The following is an 18,709-nucleotide window of genomic DNA, read 5'->3' on the forward strand; positions in this document are numbered from 1 at the left end:
CTTGTGAGGCGTTGAGGCAAAAAATGTTTGCCTCCAGCTTACCGAGTCAAAGCCAAATTATCCCGATGAATCAATTCTGGTTCATCCACATAACCCAATAACTCTGCAATTTTCTGGCTCGATTGGCCTTTGATCTTCTGCGTTTCAAGGGCGCTGTAGTTGACCAAGCCGCGAGCAATTTCATTGCCATTTTGATCCAGACAAGCAACCACATCACCACGAACAAAATGACCGCTGACGTCTTTAATCCCCACCGCTAACAAACTGGAGCCGTTCTGCTGGATCATGCGACTGGCACCGGCATCCAGATGCAGTTGGCCGCGTACTTTGAGCTGATTGGCCAACCACTGTTTGCGTGCCATCAGCGGCTCTTGAGAGGGAGTTAACAAGGTGCCGATCCGTTCTCCCTGTTTCAACCGTGGCAGGACATCGGTTTCACGTCCAGAAGCGATCACCGTCTGGCTGCCGGAACGAGCGGCACGGGCGGCAGCTAAAATTTTGGTGGTCATGCCACCGCGTCCGAGGGTGCCTGCTGAGGGGCCTGCTAGCGCCAGCAGATTGCTGTCTTCGGCTTTTCCCTCTTGAATCAGTTGAGCATTGGGGTTGTGGCGCGGGTCTTGATCAAACAGCCCCTCTTGATCGGTGAGGATAACCAATGTGTCAGCCTCGACCAGATTGGCCACCAGAGCACCCAAAGTATCGTTATCACCAAAACGAATCTCATCGGTGGCCACAGTGTCGTTTTCATTGATGATCGGAATCACACCCAATTTCAGCAAGGTACGCAGGGTGCTGCGAGCGTTGAGGTAGCGTTGTCGGTCGGCGAGATCGTCGTGGGTGAGTAGAATTTGTGCGGTGCGGATTTGATAAGTTTGAAAACTGCTTTCATAGGCTTGCACCAAGCCCATTTGACCTACCGCTGCCGCCGCTTGCAGCTCGTGTAGAGTGTTGGGGCGTGTCTGCCAACCGAAGCGGCTCATCCCCTCGGCCACTGAGCCAGAGGAGACCAAGATCAGTTGATGGCCTTGTTGGTGCAACTCGGCCATCTGTTTTGCCCAGGCCTGCATCGCCTGCAGGTCGAGACCTTTGCCGTCATCGGTGATCAGCGCACTGCCGATCTTTACCACCCAGCGTTGGCTGTCGATGAGGCTGTGGCGTGTCACGCGCCAGACTCCTGAGAATTCGCCTCCCGCTTCAGCTCTTCTAGGTATTCCATGATCTGATAACAGACTTTTTGGGTGCCGTTTTTCTGCAAGGCAGAGATTTGGAACATCGGTCCGTTGTAGCCGAGCTGTTTGACCAGCTCGGTACAGCGTTCTTCGCGCTCCTCTTCTGGCAGCAGGTCGAGTTTATTGAGCACCAACCAGCGGGGTTGTTCTGCCAGTTCGGGGCTGAATTTTTCCAGTTCGTACAGCAGTTTTTTAGCGTCTTCGGCGGGGCTGCTGTCGTCCAGTGGAGCCATGTCGATGATGTGCAGCAGCAAGCGGGTGCGGGTCAGATGTTTGAGAAATTGAATGCCGAGGCCGTGACCTTCGGCAGCCCCTTCGATCAAACCGGGAATGTCGGCAACCACAAAGCTGCGGTACTGCTCGATGCTGACCACGCCCAAATTGGGGTAGAGGGTGGTGAAAGGGTAGTTGGCCACCTTGGGGCGTGCTGATGAGACGGCACGAATAAAGGTCGATTTACCGGCGTTGGGGTAGCCTAGCAGACCGACATCGGCGAGCAGTTTTAGCTCCAGTTGCAAGATGCGGTGGTCGCCTTCGGAACCGTTGCTGTGCTGACGTGGGGCGCGATTGACGGAGCTTTTAAAGCGCGCGTTGCCAAGACCGTGAAAACCGCCCTTGGCGACCATCATGCGTTGGCCGATTTTGGTCAAATCTCCCAACTGCTCGCCGGTGTCTTTGTCAAAGGCTTGGGTGCCAACGGGAACGGGGATTTCCAGATCGTCGCCGCGCCGACCGGTGCAGTTGCGGCTCATGCCGTTCTGGCCACGCTGGGCGCTGAAGCTGCGCGTGTGGCGAAAATCGGCCAAGGTGTTGAGTTCGCTGTCGGCGATCAGGTAGATGTCACCGCCATCACCGGCATCACCGCCATCGGGGCCGCCACGGGGGATGTATTTTTCACGGCGAAAACTGACGCAGCCGTTGCCACCGTCTCCAGCAAAAACTTTGATATGGACTTCGTCAACAAATTTCATGATGTAACCGCCTGTGTTGCTGTGGCTTAGAGGGGGATTATAAATGCTGCACCAACAAAAAACCCCGCCGAAGCGGGGTTTTTTTGCGTCTCAAAGCCGAAACTTATGCAGCTACGATGGTGACGTACTTGCGCTTCAAAGGCCCTTTGACTTCAAATTTCACTACGCCGTCTGCTTTTGCAAACAGGGTGTGATCTTTGCCACAACCGACGTTGGTGCCAGGGTGGAAACGGGTGCCGCGCTGACGCACGATGATGCTGCCTGCGTTAATCGTTTCGCCGCCGTAGCGTTTTACACCAAGACGTTTTGACTCTGAATCGCGACCGTTATTAGTACTGCCGCCTGCCTTCTTATGTGCCATTGCCTGTTCCTCTAAATTTGTTGTGACTTAGCCGTTGATGGCTGTGATTTCTAATTCCGTGTAGCTCTGGCGATGACCCATCTGTTTCCGATGATGTTTCCGACGACGGAACTTGATGATGTCCACTTTTTTGCCACGACCGTGTGATTTGATCGTTGCAGTGACTTTGCCGCCGTCCAGATAAGGTGCGCCGACCTTAATCTCTTCGCCATCGGCGATCATCAATACAGAGTCCAACTCCAGCGATTCGCCTTCGTTGAGTTCCAGTTTTTCAACTTTCAGGGTTTCACCCACTACCACACGGTATTGTTTACCGCCAGTTTTAATTACCGCGTACATGTTCCGCCTCGACTTTAAAAACAGTGATCGAAAAGCGCGCGATTATACCAGAGATTAGAAATTGGTCAATGAGAAAGTTATTTTTCCGGTTTACCTTGACACTCCCGCTGGCCATTTCTAGCATGCGCACTACTTAAAGCATTCTGTGTAGACTGTCATGTTATTGAAAGAGATCCAAGCCCTTATTGCCAACGAACGTGACGCAGTGGATGAGATGATTCGTCACCGCTTGCAGTCGGAGGTGGTGCTGGTGAATCAACTAAGCCATTACATTATCGGCAGTGGCGGCAAACGGTTGCGGCCACAGATCGTTTTGCTGGCGGCGGCGGCGGCAGGTTATAAAGGCCAGTGGCAGATTAATTTGGCCGCTATCATTGAGTTTATTCACACCGCGACGTTGCTGCACGACGATGTGGTGGATGCCTCTGAACTGCGTCGGGGTAAAGACACTTCCAATGCCATCTGGGGCAATGAAGCGGCGGTGTTGGTGGGTGACTTTTTGTACTCGCGCTCCTTTGAAATGATGGTGGAGGTGGGCAGCCTGCGGGTGATGGAGATTCTCTCCCAGACCACCAACATCATTGCCGAAGGCGAGGTGATGCAGTTGTTGAACGTGCATGAGCCGGACACCACGGAAGAGACCTACTTAGAGGTGATCCACTGCAAAACCGCCAAATTATTTGAAGCGGCGGCGCTGTTGGGTGGGGTGTTGGCTGAAGTACCACAAGAGCAAGAAGAGGCCTTGGCGCGTTACGGCATGCATCTGGGGACGGCTTTTCAGTTGATTGACGATGTGTTGGATTACAGCTCCTCCAGTGAGGAGATGGGTAAAAACGTCGGTGATGACTTGGCGGAAGGCAAACCGACCTTGCCGCTGATCTTGACCATGCGTAACGGCACCGCCGAGCAGACGGCATTGATACGCAAGGCGATTGAAGAGGGGGGGCGTGAGATGATCGATGAGGTGATGTTGGCGGTGCAGGCCACGGGGGCGTTGGAAGAGACGCAGGCGTTTGCTCAGCGAGAAGCGGATCTGGCCATTGAGGCGTTGAGTTACTTACCAGACACTCCCTATCGTGAAGCGATGGAGAGTTTGGCTCGCTTTTCCGTCAGTCGTCGTACTTGAGCGGTTGCGATGGAGCAGTAGGCGGTGTTTGCGCCTGATTGTCTGGGGTGGTTTCGGCTTGCGGTAGCAGCAGCCAAGCAGCAGCGGCACTAATGACAATGATGCGCAGCAGTCGCCACGGCCACGGGGTTTGGCTTTTAAAGATCATAGATGATACTCAAGGTTTGTTTTTAAAACGGAAGCGGGGTAGGTTGAGATTATAATGAACCGCCAATAATCGTGATAAAAAAATAGTCAACCCGGCTATGAGAGAGGCGCTGCCGCTCTCATGCCCCATAAATAAGAGGCCAATAAAGAGCAGAGAACCCAGCCAAGCGACGGTGGCGTAGAGTGGGCTGCTAAAAACCACGGGGGTCTCGTTGCAGATGACATCCCGAAAAATGCCACCCATTGTGCCGGTCATGACCCCCATAAAGCTGGCAACGAGAGGGTCGGCTCCTGCCAACATTGAGACCAGTGTACCGGCGATGGCAAAGGTGGCTAGCCCTGCTGAGTCAGCGAGTAGAAAATATTTTGGCGAGAGGCTGCAAAATCGAGCTGCGATAAACAGGCTGATGGCTCCACTGAGGGAGGCGATAAAAAAGATCTGATCTTTGATCCAGAAGACATCTCGATCTAACAGCATGTCACGCAGTGAACCCCCACCCAAACCGGTGGTGATGGCAATAATGACCACCCCAAAGAGATCAAATTGCTTACCTCCTGCTTTTAGCACGGCAGAGGCTGAGGAGAAAAAAACGGCTAACAGAGTGATCCAATAGAGGTTTTCCAGCAGTGGAAGAGTCGGCTCTAAGGTCATTATGGTCTAATTAAGTAGGCTTTGATTGAAGTCATGTTTGTGTGTTCGAGCTGTGGTTTAATAACGTCTGTTTTTCAGTGTTCAAGGGTAAGTTTTTCGCTATGAAAGATCAACGAGATGTTCGTCGTGAGTACTGCGCCGGTGAGTTGAATCGCTCTGATTTGGATGATAATCCCCGTGAGCAATTTTCACTTTGGTTGCAGCAGGCGCTGGAGGTTGGGATTGAAGATGCCACGGCGATGACCTTGGCCACGGCGGATGAGAACGGTCTGCCCAGTGCGCGTATTGTTTTGTTGAAACATTTTGATGAATTTGGTTTTGCTTGGTATACCGATTACGGCAGTGCCAAGGGGCATGATTTGGCGGTTAATCCGCAAGCGGCGCTGCTCTTTTATTGGCCTAAACTGGATCGTCAGGTGCGTTTGGTGGGGCAGGTGGAAAAACTGCCCGCCTCTGAGGCGGAGGCCTATTTTCACTCTCGTCCTCTGGGCAGTCGTCTTAGCGCCGCTGCTTCTGAACAGAGCCGTGTGGTGGCGCATCGTTCAGAGCTGGAGGCCAAGGTGGTGGCGCTGGAGCAGCAGCACCCCGATGGTAAGGTGCCACGCCCAGAGCGCTGGGGTGGCTATCGTTTGTTGCCCTCGACCTTTGAGTTTTGGCAGGGGCGGAAGAGTCGTTTGCACGATCGTTTTGCCTACCGCTGGCTTAATAACCATTGGCAGGTTGAGCGACTGTCGCCATGAGTGAGGCTGAAATTCAATTGGAGGCACCATGGAGAACGGCGCTGCAAGAAGAATTTTCTGCGGATTACATGTTGCAGTTGAAGGCTTTTTTAAAGGCTGAGAAAGCCGCAGGCAAGGTGATTTTCCCCCGCGCAAGCGAGTGGTTTTCTGCGTTTAATCACACCCCGTTGCATCAGGTCAAAGTCGTGATTTTAGGTCAAGATCCTTACCCCACTCCTGGTCATGCACACGGCCTCTGTTTTTCGGTACAACCGGAGGTGGCGTTGCCTAAGTCGTTGCTTAATATTTATAAAGAGCTAAAAGAGGATCTTGGGATTGAAAACCGTTCGGGTTATCTGCTGCCGTGGGCGGAGCAGGGGGTGTTGTTGCTCAACAGCGTTTTGACCGTGCAGAGCGGTGCGGCCAACAGCCATCAAGGCCGAGGTTGGGAGACATTTACAGATCGAGTGATTGCGGTGTTGAATGAGCTGGATCGTCCTTTGGTGTTTGTTTTGTGGGGCGCTTACGCGCAGCGCAAGGGGCAGATCATCGACCGACAGAAACACGCTGTTTTGGTGGCTCCGCATCCTTCACCGTTGTCGGCTTATCGTGGCTTTTTTGGCAGCAAACCCTTTTCGCAGATCAATACTATTTTACAGCAGAGAGGGCAAACGCCGATTGATTGGCAGCTCTAGCGCACATCGGCCAGCAGTGTTTGCATCATCCCTTCCGCTTGAGTTTGGTAGCTGCCGCCAAACAGATTCAGATGATTGAGGATGTGGTAGAGGTTGTAGAGGGTTTTGCGTACAGAGTAGCCCGCATCCAGTGGCCAATGATGTTGGTAGGCGGCGTAAAATTCAGCATTGAAACCGCCAAACAGCTCGCTCATGGCGAGATCCGTTTCACGATCGCCGTAGTAGACCGCTGGATCAAAAATAACGGGTTGACCGTTTGCATAGGCGACATTGCCAGCCCAAAGATCGCCGTGCAGCAGGGACGGTTGCGGTTGGTGGTTGGCAAAAAAGTGCGGCATCTTTTCCAGCAGTTCAGCGCCTAACTCGTGTAGTTTTCCTCTGTGGCCTTTTTTGGTCGTCAGTTTGAGCTGAAACCCCAGACGTTGTTCGCGCCAAAAGGTAAGCCAGTCGCTTTGTTGTTGATTGCATTGTGGCGTTGCACCAATGGTGTTGTTTTGGCTCCAGCCAAACTGGGTGGCACTCTGCTGGTGGAGCTGCACCAATTGCTCGGCCAGTTGGCGCTGGTTGCCGCTGTGCTGATCGAAGTCGATAAACTCCATCAATAGAAAACTCTGTTCGCCAATAATGCCACTCAATAGCGGTTTTGGGGTGCGTAGGGTTTGGCTCTGGTGTAACTCATTCAGGCCTGCTGCTTCGGCGACAAACATCTGCTGTTGCGAGGCGTGATTGAGCTTGAGGAAATAATTTTGAGTGGAGCCGACCAGTTGATAACAGCGGTTGATGCAACCTCCGCTGACGGCGTGTTGGCTGTGCAGCTTAAAAGTTGGTTCAATCTGTTGAATCCGTTTTTCAAGCTCTGAGCAGAGACGATTGTTCAATGGAATAGGTCAACGCCAAGGGTGACACTGACCCAGTTTTGATCGTCGGCATCCCAGCTGCCGATGTGGCTGTGCATTAGCCTGTCGGTGCCGAGCATAAAGGCCACTTGGTAGTTGCGTTGGGTTTGAAAGGCGTAACCAACGGCGGCTGAGAGGCGATCTAAGTTTTTCAAAAATTCTTCTGGGCGATGACTGTTATTTTTTGGCATCCCAGCACTGAAAAAGGTAAAACCATTGGCTTTTTTAAACAGTAGGCGCAGTTTATTGCCCTCTTCGCTGCTGAAATGAACTCTTTTTCTTGCCAGCAATTGATTGGCGGGCGCACGATTTTTCAGCGGTAAAAAGACATACAGAGGGGTGTTGATCAAAAGGTTGGCTGCATTTCCAGCCCAGCTGAGGGTGCTGAAGAACAGAGCCTGACCCAGCAGGCAAAGCAGGGTGATCAGTTTGTACATGGCGTGCTCCTTATTAGTTCAATCCATGAAATAATAAATAAGGTCTCATTGGATCTTATAGTGCCACATTATTCGATGGAAAAGGAAGAAACCCTGCACAAAAATCGCCTTTATTCCGCTATTAGCTGCTTTTTTTGTTGAATAATAGCTCTGTGTTAAGCCATTTGACCTGTGAAAAGCCCGCTACCAGATGCAGTTTGATCGGTTTTAGACGATAGAACGCAAAATCTAAGTTTTGGTAATAGTCTTGAGTGTCAGGATAAGCTTGAAAATAGAGGCTAAAGGCATTCTCTTCATCTTCGGGAAGGGGCTCTGCATCGGCCAAATAAACCAATCTCGGTTGTTGCTGAATGTCTTGCTGTTCGTGGGTGGTTTGCCAAAGGGTTAAGGAGACCCGTTTGTTGGCCTGAATGTTTTGTGTGTGCTGCGCCAATTGGCTGATGAGAATAATCACTCTGCCCTGTTGATCCAGCGCGTAGGGTACCCGTGAGCCGAAGGGGTAGCCCTCCACGGCGTTGGAGTGGGTGGAGAGTACGCCGTGGCGACACTCAGCGAGCAGTTTTTTGGCGATGTTTTCGAGGCTGGGCTGATTTTCGGCGCTGTTTGGCATACGGTTTTCTCTGCGGTTGGGTTGGGGGTGTGGGGCGAGGTAGGCTGATCTCACGCCATGCGCCTTGCGCTAGGTCATCGAGGTTCCAGTCACCGATTTGAGCGCGAATCAGGCGCAGGGTGGGCAGCCCGACGGCGGCGGTCATGCGCCGCACTTGGCGGTTGCGGCCTTCGCTGATGCTCAGTTGCAGCCACTGGGTGGGGATCTGTTGGCGCTCTCGAATCGGCGGATTGCGTGGCCAGAGGTCTGCTGGCTCCTCGATGGCGTGAGCGTGTGCGGGGCGAGTGAGGCCGTCTTTGAGCGGCACCCCTTGGCGCAGCTGTGTTAGGGCGCTCTCGCTGATGTTGCCCTCCACTTGCACCCAATAGGTTTTGCGCTGTTTTTGTGTGGGGTGGCTGATCTGGTGTTGCAGATGGCCATCGTCGGTCAACAGCAGCAGCCCTTCGCTGTCTCGATCCAGCCGTCCGGCCACATAGACCTCTTTGATCGGAATGAAATCGGCCAAGGTGCGTCGCCCGTTGGGATCGGTAAATTGGCTCAGTACATCAAAAGGTTTGTTAAACAGGATCAGGCGACTCATGTCGGTTTGGCTCCACTCTCTTCGCCGTACAGTTTGGCGTACAAACCGTCTTGTTGCAGCAAGTGTTGGTGCTGGCCTTCGGCGCTGATCAGGCCGTCTTCAAAAACGTAGATGCGATCGGCCTGTTTTACCGCACTGAGACGGTGGGCGATGATGAGGGTGGTCCGATTTTTGAGAAAGTCGCTCATGGCACGGTGCAGTCGCCTTTCGGTGTCGCTGTCCAGTGCGGAGGTGGCTTCGTCGAGAATCACCACCTGTGGATTGCTGAGGATCATGCGCGCGATGGCCAAACGTTGCCGTTGACCGCCCGAGAGGCGCATCCCTTGTTGGCCAATGACGGTCTCTAAACCGGCGGGCAGCGCGGCGAGGGTGTCGCTTAGCTGGGCTATCTCTACGGCTTGCTTGATGTGTGCGAGGTCGGTGTTGCGCCCCAAGGTGAGGTTGTTGCGCACCGTGTCGTTGAAGAGCGCCGGGTTTTGTAGCACGGCGATGACGTGTTCACGCACCCGTTGCCAGCCGATCTGTTCGACGGGAACGCCGTTAAATTTGATCTGCCCCTGCGCCGGATAGAGGCCGATCAGCAACTGTACCAAAGTGGATTTGCCACCGCCGCTGGCACCGACGAAGGCGATTTTCTCGCCTGCTTTGATCTCCAGATTGATGCCGCGTAACACCTCGGGATGCGTGCCGTAGGCGAAGCGAATTTTCTTTAAGCTCAGCCCCACGCTCTGCTGGGCGGCAAAGGGGTTTTTCAGCGCCGGATAATGGGCTTCTTGCTTGAGCTCCAAGAGGCTGTTGATGCGCGTGAGGGCGGCTTTGGCGGCGTAAAAGGCGTACTGAATGTTAAGCACCTCTTGCACCGGCCCCATCATAAACCAGAGATAGCCGAAGACGGCAAACATCTCGCCCAAGCTGAGATCCGAGTAGAGCACCATAAACATGGCTCCGGCACGAAACAGATCAAAGCCAAACAGAAAAATCACGAAGCTAAGGCGGTTGGCGGTGTCGCTGCGCCACGCAAATTCGCCTGCGTGTTGTTTCACTTGCTGGGCGTGTTGGATCAAACGCTGTAGATAGTGTTGTTCACGGTTGGCGGCGCGGATCTGCTGAATGGCATCGAGGGTTTCAGTTAGGGCTTGTTGGAACAGTTCAAAGGCGTGGTTTTCTTTTTTCTTTAGATGTTTGACTTTTTTGCCCAATACGGTGGTGAAGTAGATGACGATGGGGTTAAAAAAGAGGATCAGCAGCGCCAATTGCCAGTGGATCCAGAGCAGGATGGATGCCGTACCGAGGATGGTTAGGACGGCGATGAGAAATTTGCTCACGGAGTTGCTGACAAAGTGGTCAACGGTTTCCATGTCGGTGACAAAGTGGGCGGCCACACGGCCACTGCCCAGCGTTTCATATTCGCTCATGGCGACGCGAGGCAGGCGTTGCAGCAGGTCGCGGCGCATCCGAAAGATGATCTCTTTGGAGATCAGGGTGAAGTGGCGCGCCTGCCAGACGGTGAGCAGCAAGGCGCTCAGGCGCAGCAGCAGGGTGAGCGCCAACAGGGCAAGGATGTAGAGCGCGGGGCTGTGCCATTCGCTGGGAAAGAGGCCGTCGATAGTGGCGCGCGCCGCTCCTGCTTGGTCGAGCAGCACCTCGTCCACCAACATCGGCAGCAGCAGTGGAATCGGTACGCTGGCCAGAGTGGCGAAGAGGGCGATGATATTGGCCAGAATGAGGAGGCGTTTGTGCTCCAGTGCCATCTGGCGCAGGCGCGCCCAACTGTAGTGTTGATTTTGTGTTTGTTTCATGGTGGTGGTTGGGATCTGTTCTGTAACGTGATTGCCGTATTATAAGGCGTTGGAAAAGAAAATCTCCTCTTGTGAAAAAAGCCCATTTTTAGGGAATTTTTTTGTTTAAGATGTTGATTTACTTGGGTAAATAGATCTTCATGTCAGGGACTAAAATGCCAAAAATATACGAGTACTTAGGACTCATCCTCTTCTTTTACAGCAATGAGCATGAACCAATACACATTCATGCAAAATACCAAGGAATGGAGTCTAAAGCTGAAATACACATGCGTGATGGTTTGGTGCAAAAAATAGTGATCAAGATGGGACTTGAAATAAAAAAGAGAAGAGAGTTTAAGGAGTTTGTTGAAGTAAAAGCAGATGAAATCGTTGAAAAGTGGATTGACTATTTTGTTAGAAAGAAGCACATTACTCCAATCAGCATTACACGCAGGGTTTGAAGTGGCAGAAATGGAAATTATTAACGTTACTCATTTAAGGAGCCATATTCTTGCGATTGACTTCAATGATGGTCATCGTTCAATGGTGGATTTTGCCCCTTTTCTCTATGGAAATGCTCATCCTGATTGCGACAGATATAAGAGAATTGGTGATTTTTTGAGGTTTGAGGTAGAAGATGGGAATCTTAATTGGGATGACTATACCATGATTTTTCCCATTGAAGATTTGTATCACAATACGCTTATCAAGAGCCCCAAACAGAATTTTTCTGAGGGATTTCGGGCACACCGATCATTTTGAAGATGATGAAGTTGTTTTGCCTCTTGTGAAACCCCCTGTTTAGGGGCTTTTTTTTGTGGAGATACTTCAGGATCTAGGGGGATTTTCTCTTTCTTGATTTGATCGGCGCACCGCCCTTCGGTTGCTGCGCCCTACGTGGGTTATAGGCTTATCTGTTGTTAATAATTTGGTTCGTTACCCGCTTTCCATTTGATGTTGCAACCCAAGCTGGCTTTCTGTTCGCTGGGGATTGGGTTGCCTTCCAGCAGTGCATCCGCCGCCATTCTCATGTCCATGCCGGTGGAAGGGGTGTCGTTGCCTGGACGGGCATCATCAAATTGGCCGCGATAGACCAGCCGGTGCTGCGCGTCGAAGAGGAAAAAATCAGGGGTGCAGGCGGCGCGGTAGGCTTTGGCCACGTCTTGAGTTTCATCAAACAGGTAGGGAAACAGATAACCGGCTTGCTGGGCGGTTTCGATCATTTTGGCAGGGCTGTCATCGGGGTAGTTTTGCACGTCGTTTGAGTTGATGGCGACCACGTTTAAGCCTTGTTCTTGGTACTCCATCGCGAAGGTGGCAAAGACGTTTTGGATCTGGATTACATAAGGGCAGTGGTTGCAGATAAAGGCTACCAGCAGTGGTTGTCCAGTAAAGTTGTTTAGTGAGACCTGTTTTTCACTGCGGGGATCGAGCAAGGTGAAATCGGGGGCAGGGGTGCCGAGTTCGAGCATGGTGGATGGGGTGCGAGCCATGATTTTTTCTCCAAAAATGTGCATTATAAAACGAAAAAAGCCCCGTCGATGATTCAATGGGGCTTTTTTATTAACTAAAAAAGGGCGAACACATCGGTTCGCCCCTCTGTTTAGCCTTTCAAACTCTGGTAATAATCCATCAAAATTTTCGCCACTTCAGGGCGTGAAAACTCGGGAGGAGGTGCGATGCCTTTTCCTAGCATCTCGCGTACTTTGGTGCCAGAAAGCAGGACAAAGTCCTCTTTTTTATGATCGGGTGCTTCACACATCATCACTACTTTATCGAGTTTCTTCGAGTAAGCGGTGTGATCGGCCTTGAAGATCTCAATCTCCATTGTGCCTGCGGGGATGGTTTCGAAGATCTCTTGCGCTTCGAACGCACCGTAATAATCACCCACACCAGCATGGTCACGACCAATGATAAAGTGAGTCGCACCCATATTTTGCCGGAACAGGGCGTGCAGCACCGCTTCACGAGGACCGGCGTAGAGCATGTCGAAACCGTAACCGGTCACCATCGCGCTGTTGGCAGGGAAGTAGAGTTCAACCATTTTGCGGATGGCATCATCACGCACGGGAGCGGGGATGTCGCCGGGCTTCAATTTGCCGAGCAGCATGTGGATCACAAGACCATCACAGCCCAAACGATCCATTGCCATGTGGCAGAGCTCTTCGTGCGCCAGATGCATGGGGTTGCGGGTCTGGAAAGCCACCACTTTTTTCCAACCGTGTTCGCTGATTTCATTGCGAATCTCGACCGCTGTGCGGAAGGTGTCGGGGAATTCAGTTTGGAAGTAGCTGAAATTCAGCACTTGAATCGGACCGGCAATGGCGACGGTGCCGTGCGCATTGAAGGCCGCTACACCAGGGTGTTCGCTGTCGTCGGTGCCGTAGACTTTTTGGGTCATGCTGGCCATCTGATCAGCAGTGACGGTTTCGATGGATTCCACGTCTTGAATGGCTAAAACGGGGTTACCTTCCACATTGGGATCACGCAGGGCGATGCGTGTTGCACCTTTCACAGCATCGGCATTTTCAACCAAGTTCAGCACCGGCACTGGGAAGAACAGGCCACTGGTGGTGAACATCTTTTCCGCACAGCTCATGGCATCAGCGACGTTCATAAAACCGGTCAGAGGGTTGAAGTAACCACCCGCCATCATGACGGCGTTACCAGCGGCAGCGGAACTGATCATTACGGAAGGCAGGCTTTCGGCTTCTTTGCTCAGTGCGTCGTGTTGGGCGGTGTCGTAGACAAATAGGGGGTTCAGCGAATCGGAACCGTGAGGCTTGATCATGCACGTTCTCCTTTGAGGCAGTCAGCGCGACCCTTGAAGAGGGTGGTAAAGATCGTAACGGCGAGGGTCGCAAGAGGCGGTAATCATACTCTTTGCGACTTGGAACGTCTTTAGTTCGACCCCCTAGAGTTTTCTATCTTGATATAGCCTAAATTGATTGGGTGGGGTGTGGGTGGCCGGTGTGTGCCAATTTCAGTGGGCTTTTGTCGGGGGCGTAGTAGGGCACGCTGTCGTTCCATTCGGAGACGGCCACGGAGAGGCGATACATATAGTCAATGCGGTGCAGGCGCTGTTTGGCGGCGCGTTTTTTCTCGCACAGTTTGATGTAATGTTCGCCGTCAAAATAATCGGCAGAGAAACATTGGTGACAAATTTCTGTAATGTCATTCAACTGTTTTTTGGCGGCATCACGAAAGTCAAACAGGCTGGCCATAGTTAAAATCTCCATAAAATACCAATAGTTATCAGTGTGGCTTGCTGTTGTTGCTAACGGCTTTGAAGAGGGTGGCTTGATCAATAGTTATGTATTGAGGAATGGATGTACCGCTTTAATCGGAAGGCGATTGGGTATCGTGGGAGCGGTGTTCTTTTATAGTTATGGCTTTTATTTTGCATTTCTTCGCCAGAGATGATGATAAGAATAACAACAGTACTGCAATCAAGGCTCTTTTATGTGCTGCTGAGTCTGCTGTTGTCTGCCTGTCACAGCGCAAACATAGAAAAATCTGTTGGCCATTTGCAATACCAAACGGTTGAAAAAGTACGCCCTATTTTATTAAAACAGCCCAGTAAAGCGTTCAGCACCAAAAAGATCAAACAAGCGCTGTCGCAAGAGCGCTACACCCTGCTGGTGCATCAAGTGGAGATCAAACAACTGCTGTTTGCGTTGGCCAAAGATGCGCGGATCAATCTTGATATTGTCGGCAATATTCAGGGCAAGGTGACGTTAAAAGCAATGGATCAACCGCTGTTGGTTTTATTGGATCGAATCGCCTTGCAGGTGCCGCTGCGTTATCAGCTTAAACAGGGGTATTTATTGGTTGAAGAAGATCGACCTTATTTTGCCTCTTACCCGATTGAGTACGTCAATATTGCGCGTAAAAGCCTCAGTCGAGTGGATCTTGCCACGCAAATCTCCTCCACTGGTTTTAGTCAGCAGGCCGGTGGCGGCGGTTCGAATAACTCTTCAACTCAAGTGGAAAACAGCTCTGAGCACTATTTTTGGCACAGTTTGGAAGGAAATATAAAGCAGCTGTTGGGAGAGTCAGCAGAGGATAAAAAAAGCAATTTGGTGCTGGTGAATAGGGAGGCGGGTTACTTGATGGTCAAGGCCACTGAAAAACAGCAGCGCAAAATAGCCAGCTACATAAAACAGATGTTGGCCAGCATCAAACGGCAGGTGCTGGTGGAAGCAACGGTGGTGGAGGTGACCTTAAACGATGCCTACCAGATGGGAGTGGATTGGTCGCTGCTGAGCAGCGGTTTGCAGGGTGTGGATCTGGTACAAAATACGATTGGAGCGAACTTAAACGCCGCGCCTTTTTTCTCTTTGGCTTTGCAGGGCAGCAGCAGCCTTGCTGATTTGAGCGGTACGCTGCGTCTGTTGCAGCAGTTTGGTGATATTAAGGTGATTTCCAGCCCGAAAATTATGGCCTTAAACAATCAAACGGCGGTATTAAAGGTGGTGGATAACCGCGTTTATTTTACCGTTTCGGTGGACACCTCTGTGGATAAGGGGGTGGTGACCACCACCTTTGAAACGCAGGTGAATACGGTGCCGGTGGGATTTGTGATGAATGTGACCCCGTATATCAGTGCCTCTAAGCAGGTGTTATTGAACATCCGCCCGACCATATCGCGCATTTTGGGTTTTGTGAATGACCCCAATCCAGCCTTGGCGTTTGCTGGGGTGGTGAGCCGAGTGCCGGAAATACAAGTGCGCGAAATGGAGTCGATGTTGACGGTGAACTCTGGTGAAATTGCCATTATTGGCGGTTTAATGCAGGACAAACTGGAGCAGGAGCGTTTTTCTCTGCCTGGCCTTGGTGAGTTGCCGCTGCTAGGCAAACTGTTCTCCTACACAAAAGAAGTGGTGCAAAAAACCGAACTGCTGATTTTTCTGCGTCCAACGGTGATCAGCAGTGCCAGTTTGGCAACCGAGTTAAAACAGTTTCAGCCCTTTTTAGCCAAGGGAAAATAAGCATGAAATTAAATTTAGAGCCTTTAAAAAATGAGTTGAACGAGGTGTCTGAAGTTGAATCGGTCACTCCGTTACTTTCTAAGCCAGAAGAGATTTTTTATCCAGAAAACCGCGCCTTGGCTCGACGTGCTGGCTGGAAAAGAACAGCGCTGAAAGGTTTGTGGTTGCTGTTATTTGGCTTGTTTTACGTGGCTCTGTTATACGGTTATGTGCAGTTGCGCGAGGAGAGTTTGCAGCAAGGTTGGCAGGTGATGATTGAGTCAATGCCAAAATGAGCAACTTGATTTCAAGTGATAAAAAAAGATTGGGTGACGTGCTGCTGGAAAAAGGCATTTTAAGCCAAGATCAGCTCGATATTGCTTTGATTGAACAGAAAAAATTTCCTCAACCGTTGGGTAAGTTATTGGTGCAGTTGGGGTTTGTGGCAGAGTCTCTTCTGCGTCACGCTTTAGGTGAACTGTTTGAGCAACAGAGCGTGGATTTGGAGACCCTGTTGCCCGATGTAGAAGCGTTGCATCGGGTCGCAAAAAGCTTGGCTCAACGTCACAGCCTGATTCCAACTCAATTTAATGCCAGCACAAAACAGCTCAGTGTGGCGATGGCCGACCCACATGATTTGATTGCGTTGGATCGCATTCGTGCGCAGCAAGCAGAGCCGCTGGAGATCATCACTTTACTGGCCGGTGAGGGGGAGATTAAACGGGCGATTGACCGTTTTTACGGCCATGAACTCTCCATTAATGGCATTTTGGCTGAGATTGAACAGCGCCAGAGGTCGGATAAAACGCCCGCTGAGGAGGATTACCGTAATCCAATGGTGAGGCTGGTGGACGCTATTTTGGTCGATGCGGTCAAGCGGGACGCTTCGGATGTGCATTTTGAACCGGAGCGCGGTTTTTTACGCATTCGTTATCGCATTGACGGTGTGCTGCGTCAAATTCGCAGCCTGCACGAGCAGTTTTGGTCGGCGATGGTGGTGCGTTTGAAAGTGATGGCCAAACTGAACATTGCTGAAAGTCGTGCGCCACAAGACGGTCGTTTTAGCCTCTCCATTCGCGGCCACGCCATTGATTTTCGCGTTTCCACGGTGCGGACGCTGCACGGAGAGAACATTGTTTTGCGTATTTTAGATCGGCACAAAGGCGTGGTGGAGCTGGCTGAGCTGGGCTTGGAGCAGAACAATTTTGCGCGTTTGCAGTTGATGATGCGGCGACCGGAGGGCTTGATTTTGGTCACCGGTCCAACGGGCAGCGGTAAAACCAGCACGCTTTATTCGATGTTGCAGCAGCTCAATCACGACACGGTCAATATTATGACCTTGGAAGATCCGGTGGAGTACCCAACTTCATTGTTGCGCCAGATTTCTCTGAATGAGGCGGTGAAACTCGACTTTGCCAACGGCATTCGCACTTTGATGCGTCAAGATCCCGATCTGATTTTAGTCGGCGAAATTCGAGATCATGAGACGGCGGTGATGGCGTTACGAGCGGCGATGACTGGCCATCAAGTGTATTCGACCCTGCACACCAATTCGGCTCTGGCAGTGGTGGCGCGTCTGGTGGATTTGGGTGTTTCCAGTGAAATTTTGGCGGGTAATTTAATCGGTGTGGTGGCGCAGCGCCTGCTGCGGTGTTTGTGCCCGGAGTGCAAACAGGCTTATCAGCCCTTGGCGGCTGAAATGGAGCTGTTAAGGAGGGATGATTTTTCTGGAGCGGTGTTTAAAGCGGTGGGCTGTGCGGCGTGTGATTACCAAGGTTATCGGGGGCGCTTTGCCATTATGGAAGTGTTGCGTATGGATGCGGATCTGGATGAATTGATTGTGCAGGCTGCCAGTCAGCGGAAGATGTTGGCGCTGTTATTGGAAAAAGGCTTTTGCTCGCTGCGCCAAGATGGCTTGCGTCAAGTGCGAGCCGGTCAGACTTCTCTGCACGAACTGGCACGGGTGGTTGATCTTGAGGCGGGTTATTAATGCCTCATTATCGTTATCGAGCGATGGATTCTCTGGGCGGTATTGTCAAAGGTGAGTTGCAGGCGACTTCTGAGGGAGAGTTAGAGGATAAATTGCAGCAGAAAAAATTGGATCTGCTGAGCTGTTCACTCTGTTCTCGAACTTCTTTTTTTGCAAAAAAAGTGACGCGCCAAGAGTTGATAGATTTCAGTTTTTACTTGCAGCAGTTACTGGCGGCGGGTGTGCCGTTGATTGAGGCGCTGCAAGATTTGGAGGAGAGCCTGCAAACGCCGCTGTTGCGTTCGGTCACCTCGGAGTTAATCGAAAAGGTCAGTTCAGGTGCCACTTTTTCTGCGGCTCTGGCAGAGTTTCCGCAGTTGTTCGATTCCATTTACATCAATATGGTGAACGTGGGTGAGCAGAGCGGTAATTTAGAGCGGGTATTTTCCGATTTGAACAGCATGTTGCGTCAACAAGATGAGCTGTTGGCGCATATGAAAAAAATCTCTATTTATCCCAGTGTGGTGTTGCTGGTGATTTTAGCGGTGACGATTTTTTTAATGGCGTATTTGGTACCGCAACTAACGAGCTTTATTGTGAATTCGGGTGGTGAGCTGCCTATTTACAGTAAGGCATTGATTGCGACCTCACATTTGATAGCGACGTATTGGTGGTTGTTTGTTTTAGGTTTTGGTGTGCTGAGTATTGCTGTGTTGTTGGCAAAACGACACAGCCCCCGTTTTGTTGTGTACTGGGATCGTTGCTTGCTCTCTGTTTGGTTGCTGGGGCCGCTGGTTAAAAAGATCAAGTTGGCGCGTTTTATCGCTTATTTGGCACTGATGTACAGCTCGGGTATTACCCTGTTGGAGAGCATTCGTCTGAGTGCCAAGGTGGTGGATAATCGCTTTATTGAGCAGGCGCTGGAGCAGGTGTATCAACGCATCTCCGAGGGCGGTGGGGTGCATCAAAGTTTTGCTGCCGTGGAGGTGTTTCCCAGCTTGATGCTGCGTATGTTGCGCGTTGGTGAAAAAACCGGTGCGGTTGATGAGGCATTGAAAAACGTCAGCTATTTTTTCAATCGTGATATTAAAGAGTCAATTTCAAAATTTGAAGTCAGCATTGAGCCACTGGTGACGGTGTTTCTCGGCCTGTTGATGGCTTGGATTATTCTGTCGGTGATTTCGCCCATTTATGATCTAATTTTAGTGCTGGACTCCGGTCGATGAA

General features: G+C 51.3%; 22 protein-coding genes and 1 pseudogene. 9 read left to right on the forward strand and 14 right to left on the reverse strand.

Annotation, left to right across the window (positions count from 1 at the left end):
* Positions 1 to 38 precede the first annotated feature (38 nt).
* The 4 genes and pseudogenes from proB to rplU form a co-directional block, all read right to left on the reverse strand.
* Entirely contained in the window at positions 39 to 1,163 is a 1,125-nt protein-coding gene (proB, locus tag Q9O24_05660; GenBank protein ID MDQ7074635.1) for a glutamate 5-kinase, read from the reverse strand.
* A gap of 14 nt (positions 1,164 to 1,177) precedes the next feature.
* Positions 1,178 to 2,200 (reverse strand): annotated as a pseudogene (gene cgtA, locus Q9O24_05665) (Obg family GTPase CgtA).
* A 103-nt stretch (positions 2,201 to 2,303) separates the two neighbouring features.
* A complete protein-coding gene (gene rpmA, locus Q9O24_05670; GenBank protein ID MDQ7074636.1) occupies positions 2,304 to 2,561 on the reverse strand; it encodes a 50S ribosomal protein L27 in 258 nt (85 codons plus the stop codon).
* Between the two features lie 27 nt (positions 2,562 to 2,588).
* On the reverse strand, positions 2,589 to 2,900 hold the full coding sequence (rplU, locus tag Q9O24_05675) for a 50S ribosomal protein L21 (protein ID MDQ7074637.1): 312 nt from the start codon (positions 2,898 to 2,900) through the stop codon (positions 2,589 to 2,591).
* Between the two features lie 157 nt (positions 2,901 to 3,057).
* On the opposite strand from rplU, the gene ispB reads away from it, so the two are divergent.
* Positions 3,058 to 4,026 carry an octaprenyl diphosphate synthase gene (gene ispB / locus Q9O24_05680; GenBank protein ID MDQ7074638.1) on the forward strand — a complete coding sequence of 323 codons (969 nt, stop codon included), beginning with the start codon at positions 3,058 to 3,060 and terminating at the stop codon, positions 4,024 to 4,026.
* Here ispB and Q9O24_05685 read toward each other — a convergent pair.
* Positions 4,010 to 4,174 carry a hypothetical protein gene (locus Q9O24_05685; protein MDQ7074639.1) on the reverse strand — a complete coding sequence of 55 codons (165 nt, stop codon included), beginning with the start codon at positions 4,172 to 4,174 and terminating at the stop codon, positions 4,010 to 4,012. The genes ispB and Q9O24_05685 overlap by 17 nt on opposite strands.
* Before the next feature lie 9 nt (positions 4,175 to 4,183).
* Entirely contained in the window at positions 4,184 to 4,825 is a 642-nt protein-coding gene (locus Q9O24_05690; GenBank protein MDQ7074640.1) for a trimeric intracellular cation channel family protein, read from the reverse strand.
* Between the two features lie 101 nt (positions 4,826 to 4,926).
* On the opposite strand from Q9O24_05690, the gene pdxH reads away from it, so the two are divergent.
* Complete coding sequence (pdxH, locus tag Q9O24_05695) at positions 4,927 to 5,565, forward strand: pyridoxamine 5'-phosphate oxidase (GenBank protein ID MDQ7074641.1); 639 nt, start codon at positions 4,927 to 4,929, stop codon at positions 5,563 to 5,565.
* Positions 5,562 to 6,239, forward strand: coding sequence for a uracil-DNA glycosylase (gene ung, locus Q9O24_05700; GenBank protein ID MDQ7074642.1), 678 nt, complete (start codon positions 5,562 to 5,564; stop codon positions 6,237 to 6,239). Before pdxH ends, ung begins: the two co-directional genes overlap by 4 nt.
* Here ung and Q9O24_05705 read toward each other — a convergent pair.
* The 5 genes from Q9O24_05705 to Q9O24_05725 all read right to left on the reverse strand — a co-directional run bounded on the left by Q9O24_05705 (position 6,236) and on the right by Q9O24_05725 (position 10,561).
* Entirely contained in the window at positions 6,236 to 7,117 is an 882-nt protein-coding gene (locus Q9O24_05705) for a fructosamine kinase family protein (GenBank protein ID MDQ7074643.1), read from the reverse strand. The two genes, ung and Q9O24_05705, sit on opposite strands and share 4 nt — an antisense overlap.
* Positions 7,114 to 7,572, reverse strand: coding sequence for a hypothetical protein (locus Q9O24_05710; GenBank protein MDQ7074644.1), 459 nt, complete (start codon positions 7,570 to 7,572; stop codon positions 7,114 to 7,116). Before Q9O24_05710 ends, Q9O24_05705 begins: the two co-directional genes overlap by 4 nt.
* 121 nt (positions 7,573 to 7,693) lie before the next feature.
* A complete protein-coding gene (locus Q9O24_05715; protein ID MDQ7074645.1) occupies positions 7,694 to 8,182 on the reverse strand; it encodes a pyridoxamine 5'-phosphate oxidase family protein in 489 nt (162 codons plus the stop codon).
* Positions 8,121 to 8,762 carry a pseudouridine synthase gene (locus tag Q9O24_05720; GenBank protein MDQ7074646.1) on the reverse strand — a complete coding sequence of 214 codons (642 nt, stop codon included), beginning with the start codon at positions 8,760 to 8,762 and terminating at the stop codon, positions 8,121 to 8,123. Before Q9O24_05720 ends, Q9O24_05715 begins: the two co-directional genes overlap by 62 nt.
* Positions 8,759 to 10,561 carry an ABC transporter ATP-binding protein gene (locus Q9O24_05725; protein ID MDQ7074647.1) on the reverse strand — a complete coding sequence of 601 codons (1,803 nt, stop codon included), beginning with the start codon at positions 10,559 to 10,561 and terminating at the stop codon, positions 8,759 to 8,761. The genes Q9O24_05720 and Q9O24_05725 overlap by 4 nt, the downstream gene beginning before the upstream one ends.
* A 155-nt stretch (positions 10,562 to 10,716) precedes the next feature.
* Between Q9O24_05725 and Q9O24_05730 the strand changes: the two genes are divergently transcribed.
* Entirely contained in the window at positions 10,717 to 11,004 is a 288-nt protein-coding gene (locus Q9O24_05730; GenBank protein MDQ7074648.1) for a DUF4160 domain-containing protein, read from the forward strand.
* A gap of 10 nt (positions 11,005 to 11,014) precedes the next feature.
* Positions 11,015 to 11,305 (forward strand): DUF2442 domain-containing protein, encoded by a 291-nt coding sequence (locus Q9O24_05735; GenBank protein ID MDQ7074649.1) that lies wholly within the window; start codon positions 11,015 to 11,017, stop codon positions 11,303 to 11,305.
* Positions 11,306 to 11,463: 158 nt separating this feature from the next.
* On the opposite strand, the gene Q9O24_05740 is transcribed toward Q9O24_05735, so the two are convergent.
* The 3 genes from Q9O24_05740 to Q9O24_05750 form a co-directional block, all read right to left on the reverse strand.
* Positions 11,464 to 12,036, reverse strand: coding sequence for a thioredoxin family protein (locus tag Q9O24_05740; GenBank protein MDQ7074650.1), 573 nt, complete (start codon positions 12,034 to 12,036; stop codon positions 11,464 to 11,466).
* A 110-nt stretch (positions 12,037 to 12,146) separates the two neighbouring features.
* On the reverse strand, positions 12,147 to 13,334 hold the full coding sequence (gene sat / locus Q9O24_05745) for a sulfate adenylyltransferase (protein ID MDQ7074651.1): 1,188 nt from the start codon (positions 13,332 to 13,334) through the stop codon (positions 12,147 to 12,149).
* Positions 13,335 to 13,482: 148 nt separating this feature from the next.
* On the reverse strand, positions 13,483 to 13,782 hold the full coding sequence (locus Q9O24_05750; protein MDQ7074652.1) for a hypothetical protein: 300 nt from the start codon (positions 13,780 to 13,782) through the stop codon (positions 13,483 to 13,485).
* A gap of 225 nt (positions 13,783 to 14,007) precedes the next feature.
* On the opposite strand from Q9O24_05750, the gene mshL reads away from it, so the two are divergent.
* From mshL to Q9O24_05770, 4 genes are read left to right on the forward strand one after another with little or no spacing between them, the layout of a single operon-like run.
* Entirely contained in the window at positions 14,008 to 15,534 is a 1,527-nt protein-coding gene (gene mshL / locus Q9O24_05755; protein MDQ7074653.1) for a pilus (MSHA type) biogenesis protein MshL, read from the forward strand.
* Between the two features lie 2 nt (positions 15,535 to 15,536).
* Complete coding sequence (locus Q9O24_05760; GenBank protein ID MDQ7074654.1) at positions 15,537 to 15,809, forward strand: hypothetical protein; 273 nt, start codon at positions 15,537 to 15,539, stop codon at positions 15,807 to 15,809.
* A complete protein-coding gene (locus Q9O24_05765; protein MDQ7074655.1) occupies positions 15,806 to 17,503 on the forward strand; it encodes an ATPase, T2SS/T4P/T4SS family in 1,698 nt (565 codons plus the stop codon). The genes Q9O24_05760 and Q9O24_05765 overlap by 4 nt, the downstream gene beginning before the upstream one ends.
* Positions 17,503 to 18,708 (forward strand): type II secretion system F family protein, encoded by a 1,206-nt coding sequence (locus tag Q9O24_05770; protein MDQ7074656.1) that lies wholly within the window; start codon positions 17,503 to 17,505, stop codon positions 18,706 to 18,708. Before Q9O24_05765 ends, Q9O24_05770 begins: the two co-directional genes overlap by 1 nt.
* The last annotated feature ends 1 nt before the right edge of the window (position 18,709 follow it).

It is taken from the genome of Gammaproteobacteria bacterium (assembly GCA_030949385.1).
Taxonomy (GTDB): Bacteria; Pseudomonadota; Gammaproteobacteria; order JAUZRS01; family JAUZRS01; genus JAUZRS01.

Excerpts from the sequence above, each read along its gene's own strand:
- Q9O24_05720 (MDQ7074646.1), bottom strand. The coding sequence starts at position 8,762 with ATGAGTCGCCTGATCCTGTTTAACAAACCTTTTGATGTACTGAGCCAA.
- Q9O24_05740 (MDQ7074650.1), bottom strand. The coding sequence starts at position 12,036 with ATGGCTCGCACCCCATCCACCATGCTCGAACTCGGCACCCCTGCCCCC.
- Q9O24_05735 (MDQ7074649.1), top strand. The coding sequence starts at position 11,015 with ATGGAAATTATTAACGTTACTCATTTAAGGAGCCATATTCTTGCGATT.
- Q9O24_05710 (MDQ7074644.1), bottom strand. The coding sequence starts at position 7,572 with ATGTACAAACTGATCACCCTGCTTTGCCTGCTGGGTCAGGCTCTGTTC.
- pdxH (MDQ7074641.1), top strand. The coding sequence starts at position 4,927 with ATGAAAGATCAACGAGATGTTCGTCGTGAGTACTGCGCCGGTGAGTTG.
- Q9O24_05760 (MDQ7074654.1), top strand. The coding sequence starts at position 15,537 with ATGAAATTAAATTTAGAGCCTTTAAAAAATGAGTTGAACGAGGTGTCT.
- Q9O24_05770 (MDQ7074656.1), top strand. The coding sequence starts at position 17,503 with ATGCCTCATTATCGTTATCGAGCGATGGATTCTCTGGGCGGTATTGTC.
- Q9O24_05715 (MDQ7074645.1), bottom strand. The coding sequence starts at position 8,182 with ATGCCAAACAGCGCCGAAAATCAGCCCAGCCTCGAAAACATCGCCAAA.
- ispB (MDQ7074638.1), top strand. The coding sequence starts at position 3,058 with ATGTTATTGAAAGAGATCCAAGCCCTTATTGCCAACGAACGTGACGCA.
- Q9O24_05685 (MDQ7074639.1), bottom strand. The coding sequence starts at position 4,174 with ATGATCTTTAAAAGCCAAACCCCGTGGCCGTGGCGACTGCTGCGCATC.
- Q9O24_05690 (MDQ7074640.1), bottom strand. The coding sequence starts at position 4,825 with ATGACCTTAGAGCCGACTCTTCCACTGCTGGAAAACCTCTATTGGATC.
- rpmA (MDQ7074636.1), bottom strand. The coding sequence starts at position 2,561 with ATGGCACATAAGAAGGCAGGCGGCAGTACTAATAACGGTCGCGATTCA.
- Q9O24_05750 (MDQ7074652.1), bottom strand. The coding sequence starts at position 13,782 with ATGGAGATTTTAACTATGGCCAGCCTGTTTGACTTTCGTGATGCCGCC.
- sat (MDQ7074651.1), bottom strand. The coding sequence starts at position 13,334 with ATGATCAAGCCTCACGGTTCCGATTCGCTGAACCCCCTATTTGTCTAC.
- Q9O24_05730 (MDQ7074648.1), top strand. The coding sequence starts at position 10,717 with ATGCCAAAAATATACGAGTACTTAGGACTCATCCTCTTCTTTTACAGC.
- ung (MDQ7074642.1), top strand. The coding sequence starts at position 5,562 with ATGAGTGAGGCTGAAATTCAATTGGAGGCACCATGGAGAACGGCGCTG.
- Q9O24_05765 (MDQ7074655.1), top strand. The coding sequence starts at position 15,806 with ATGAGCAACTTGATTTCAAGTGATAAAAAAAGATTGGGTGACGTGCTG.
- rplU (MDQ7074637.1), bottom strand. The coding sequence starts at position 2,900 with ATGTACGCGGTAATTAAAACTGGCGGTAAACAATACCGTGTGGTAGTG.
- Q9O24_05725 (MDQ7074647.1), bottom strand. The coding sequence starts at position 10,561 with ATGAAACAAACACAAAATCAACACTACAGTTGGGCGCGCCTGCGCCAG.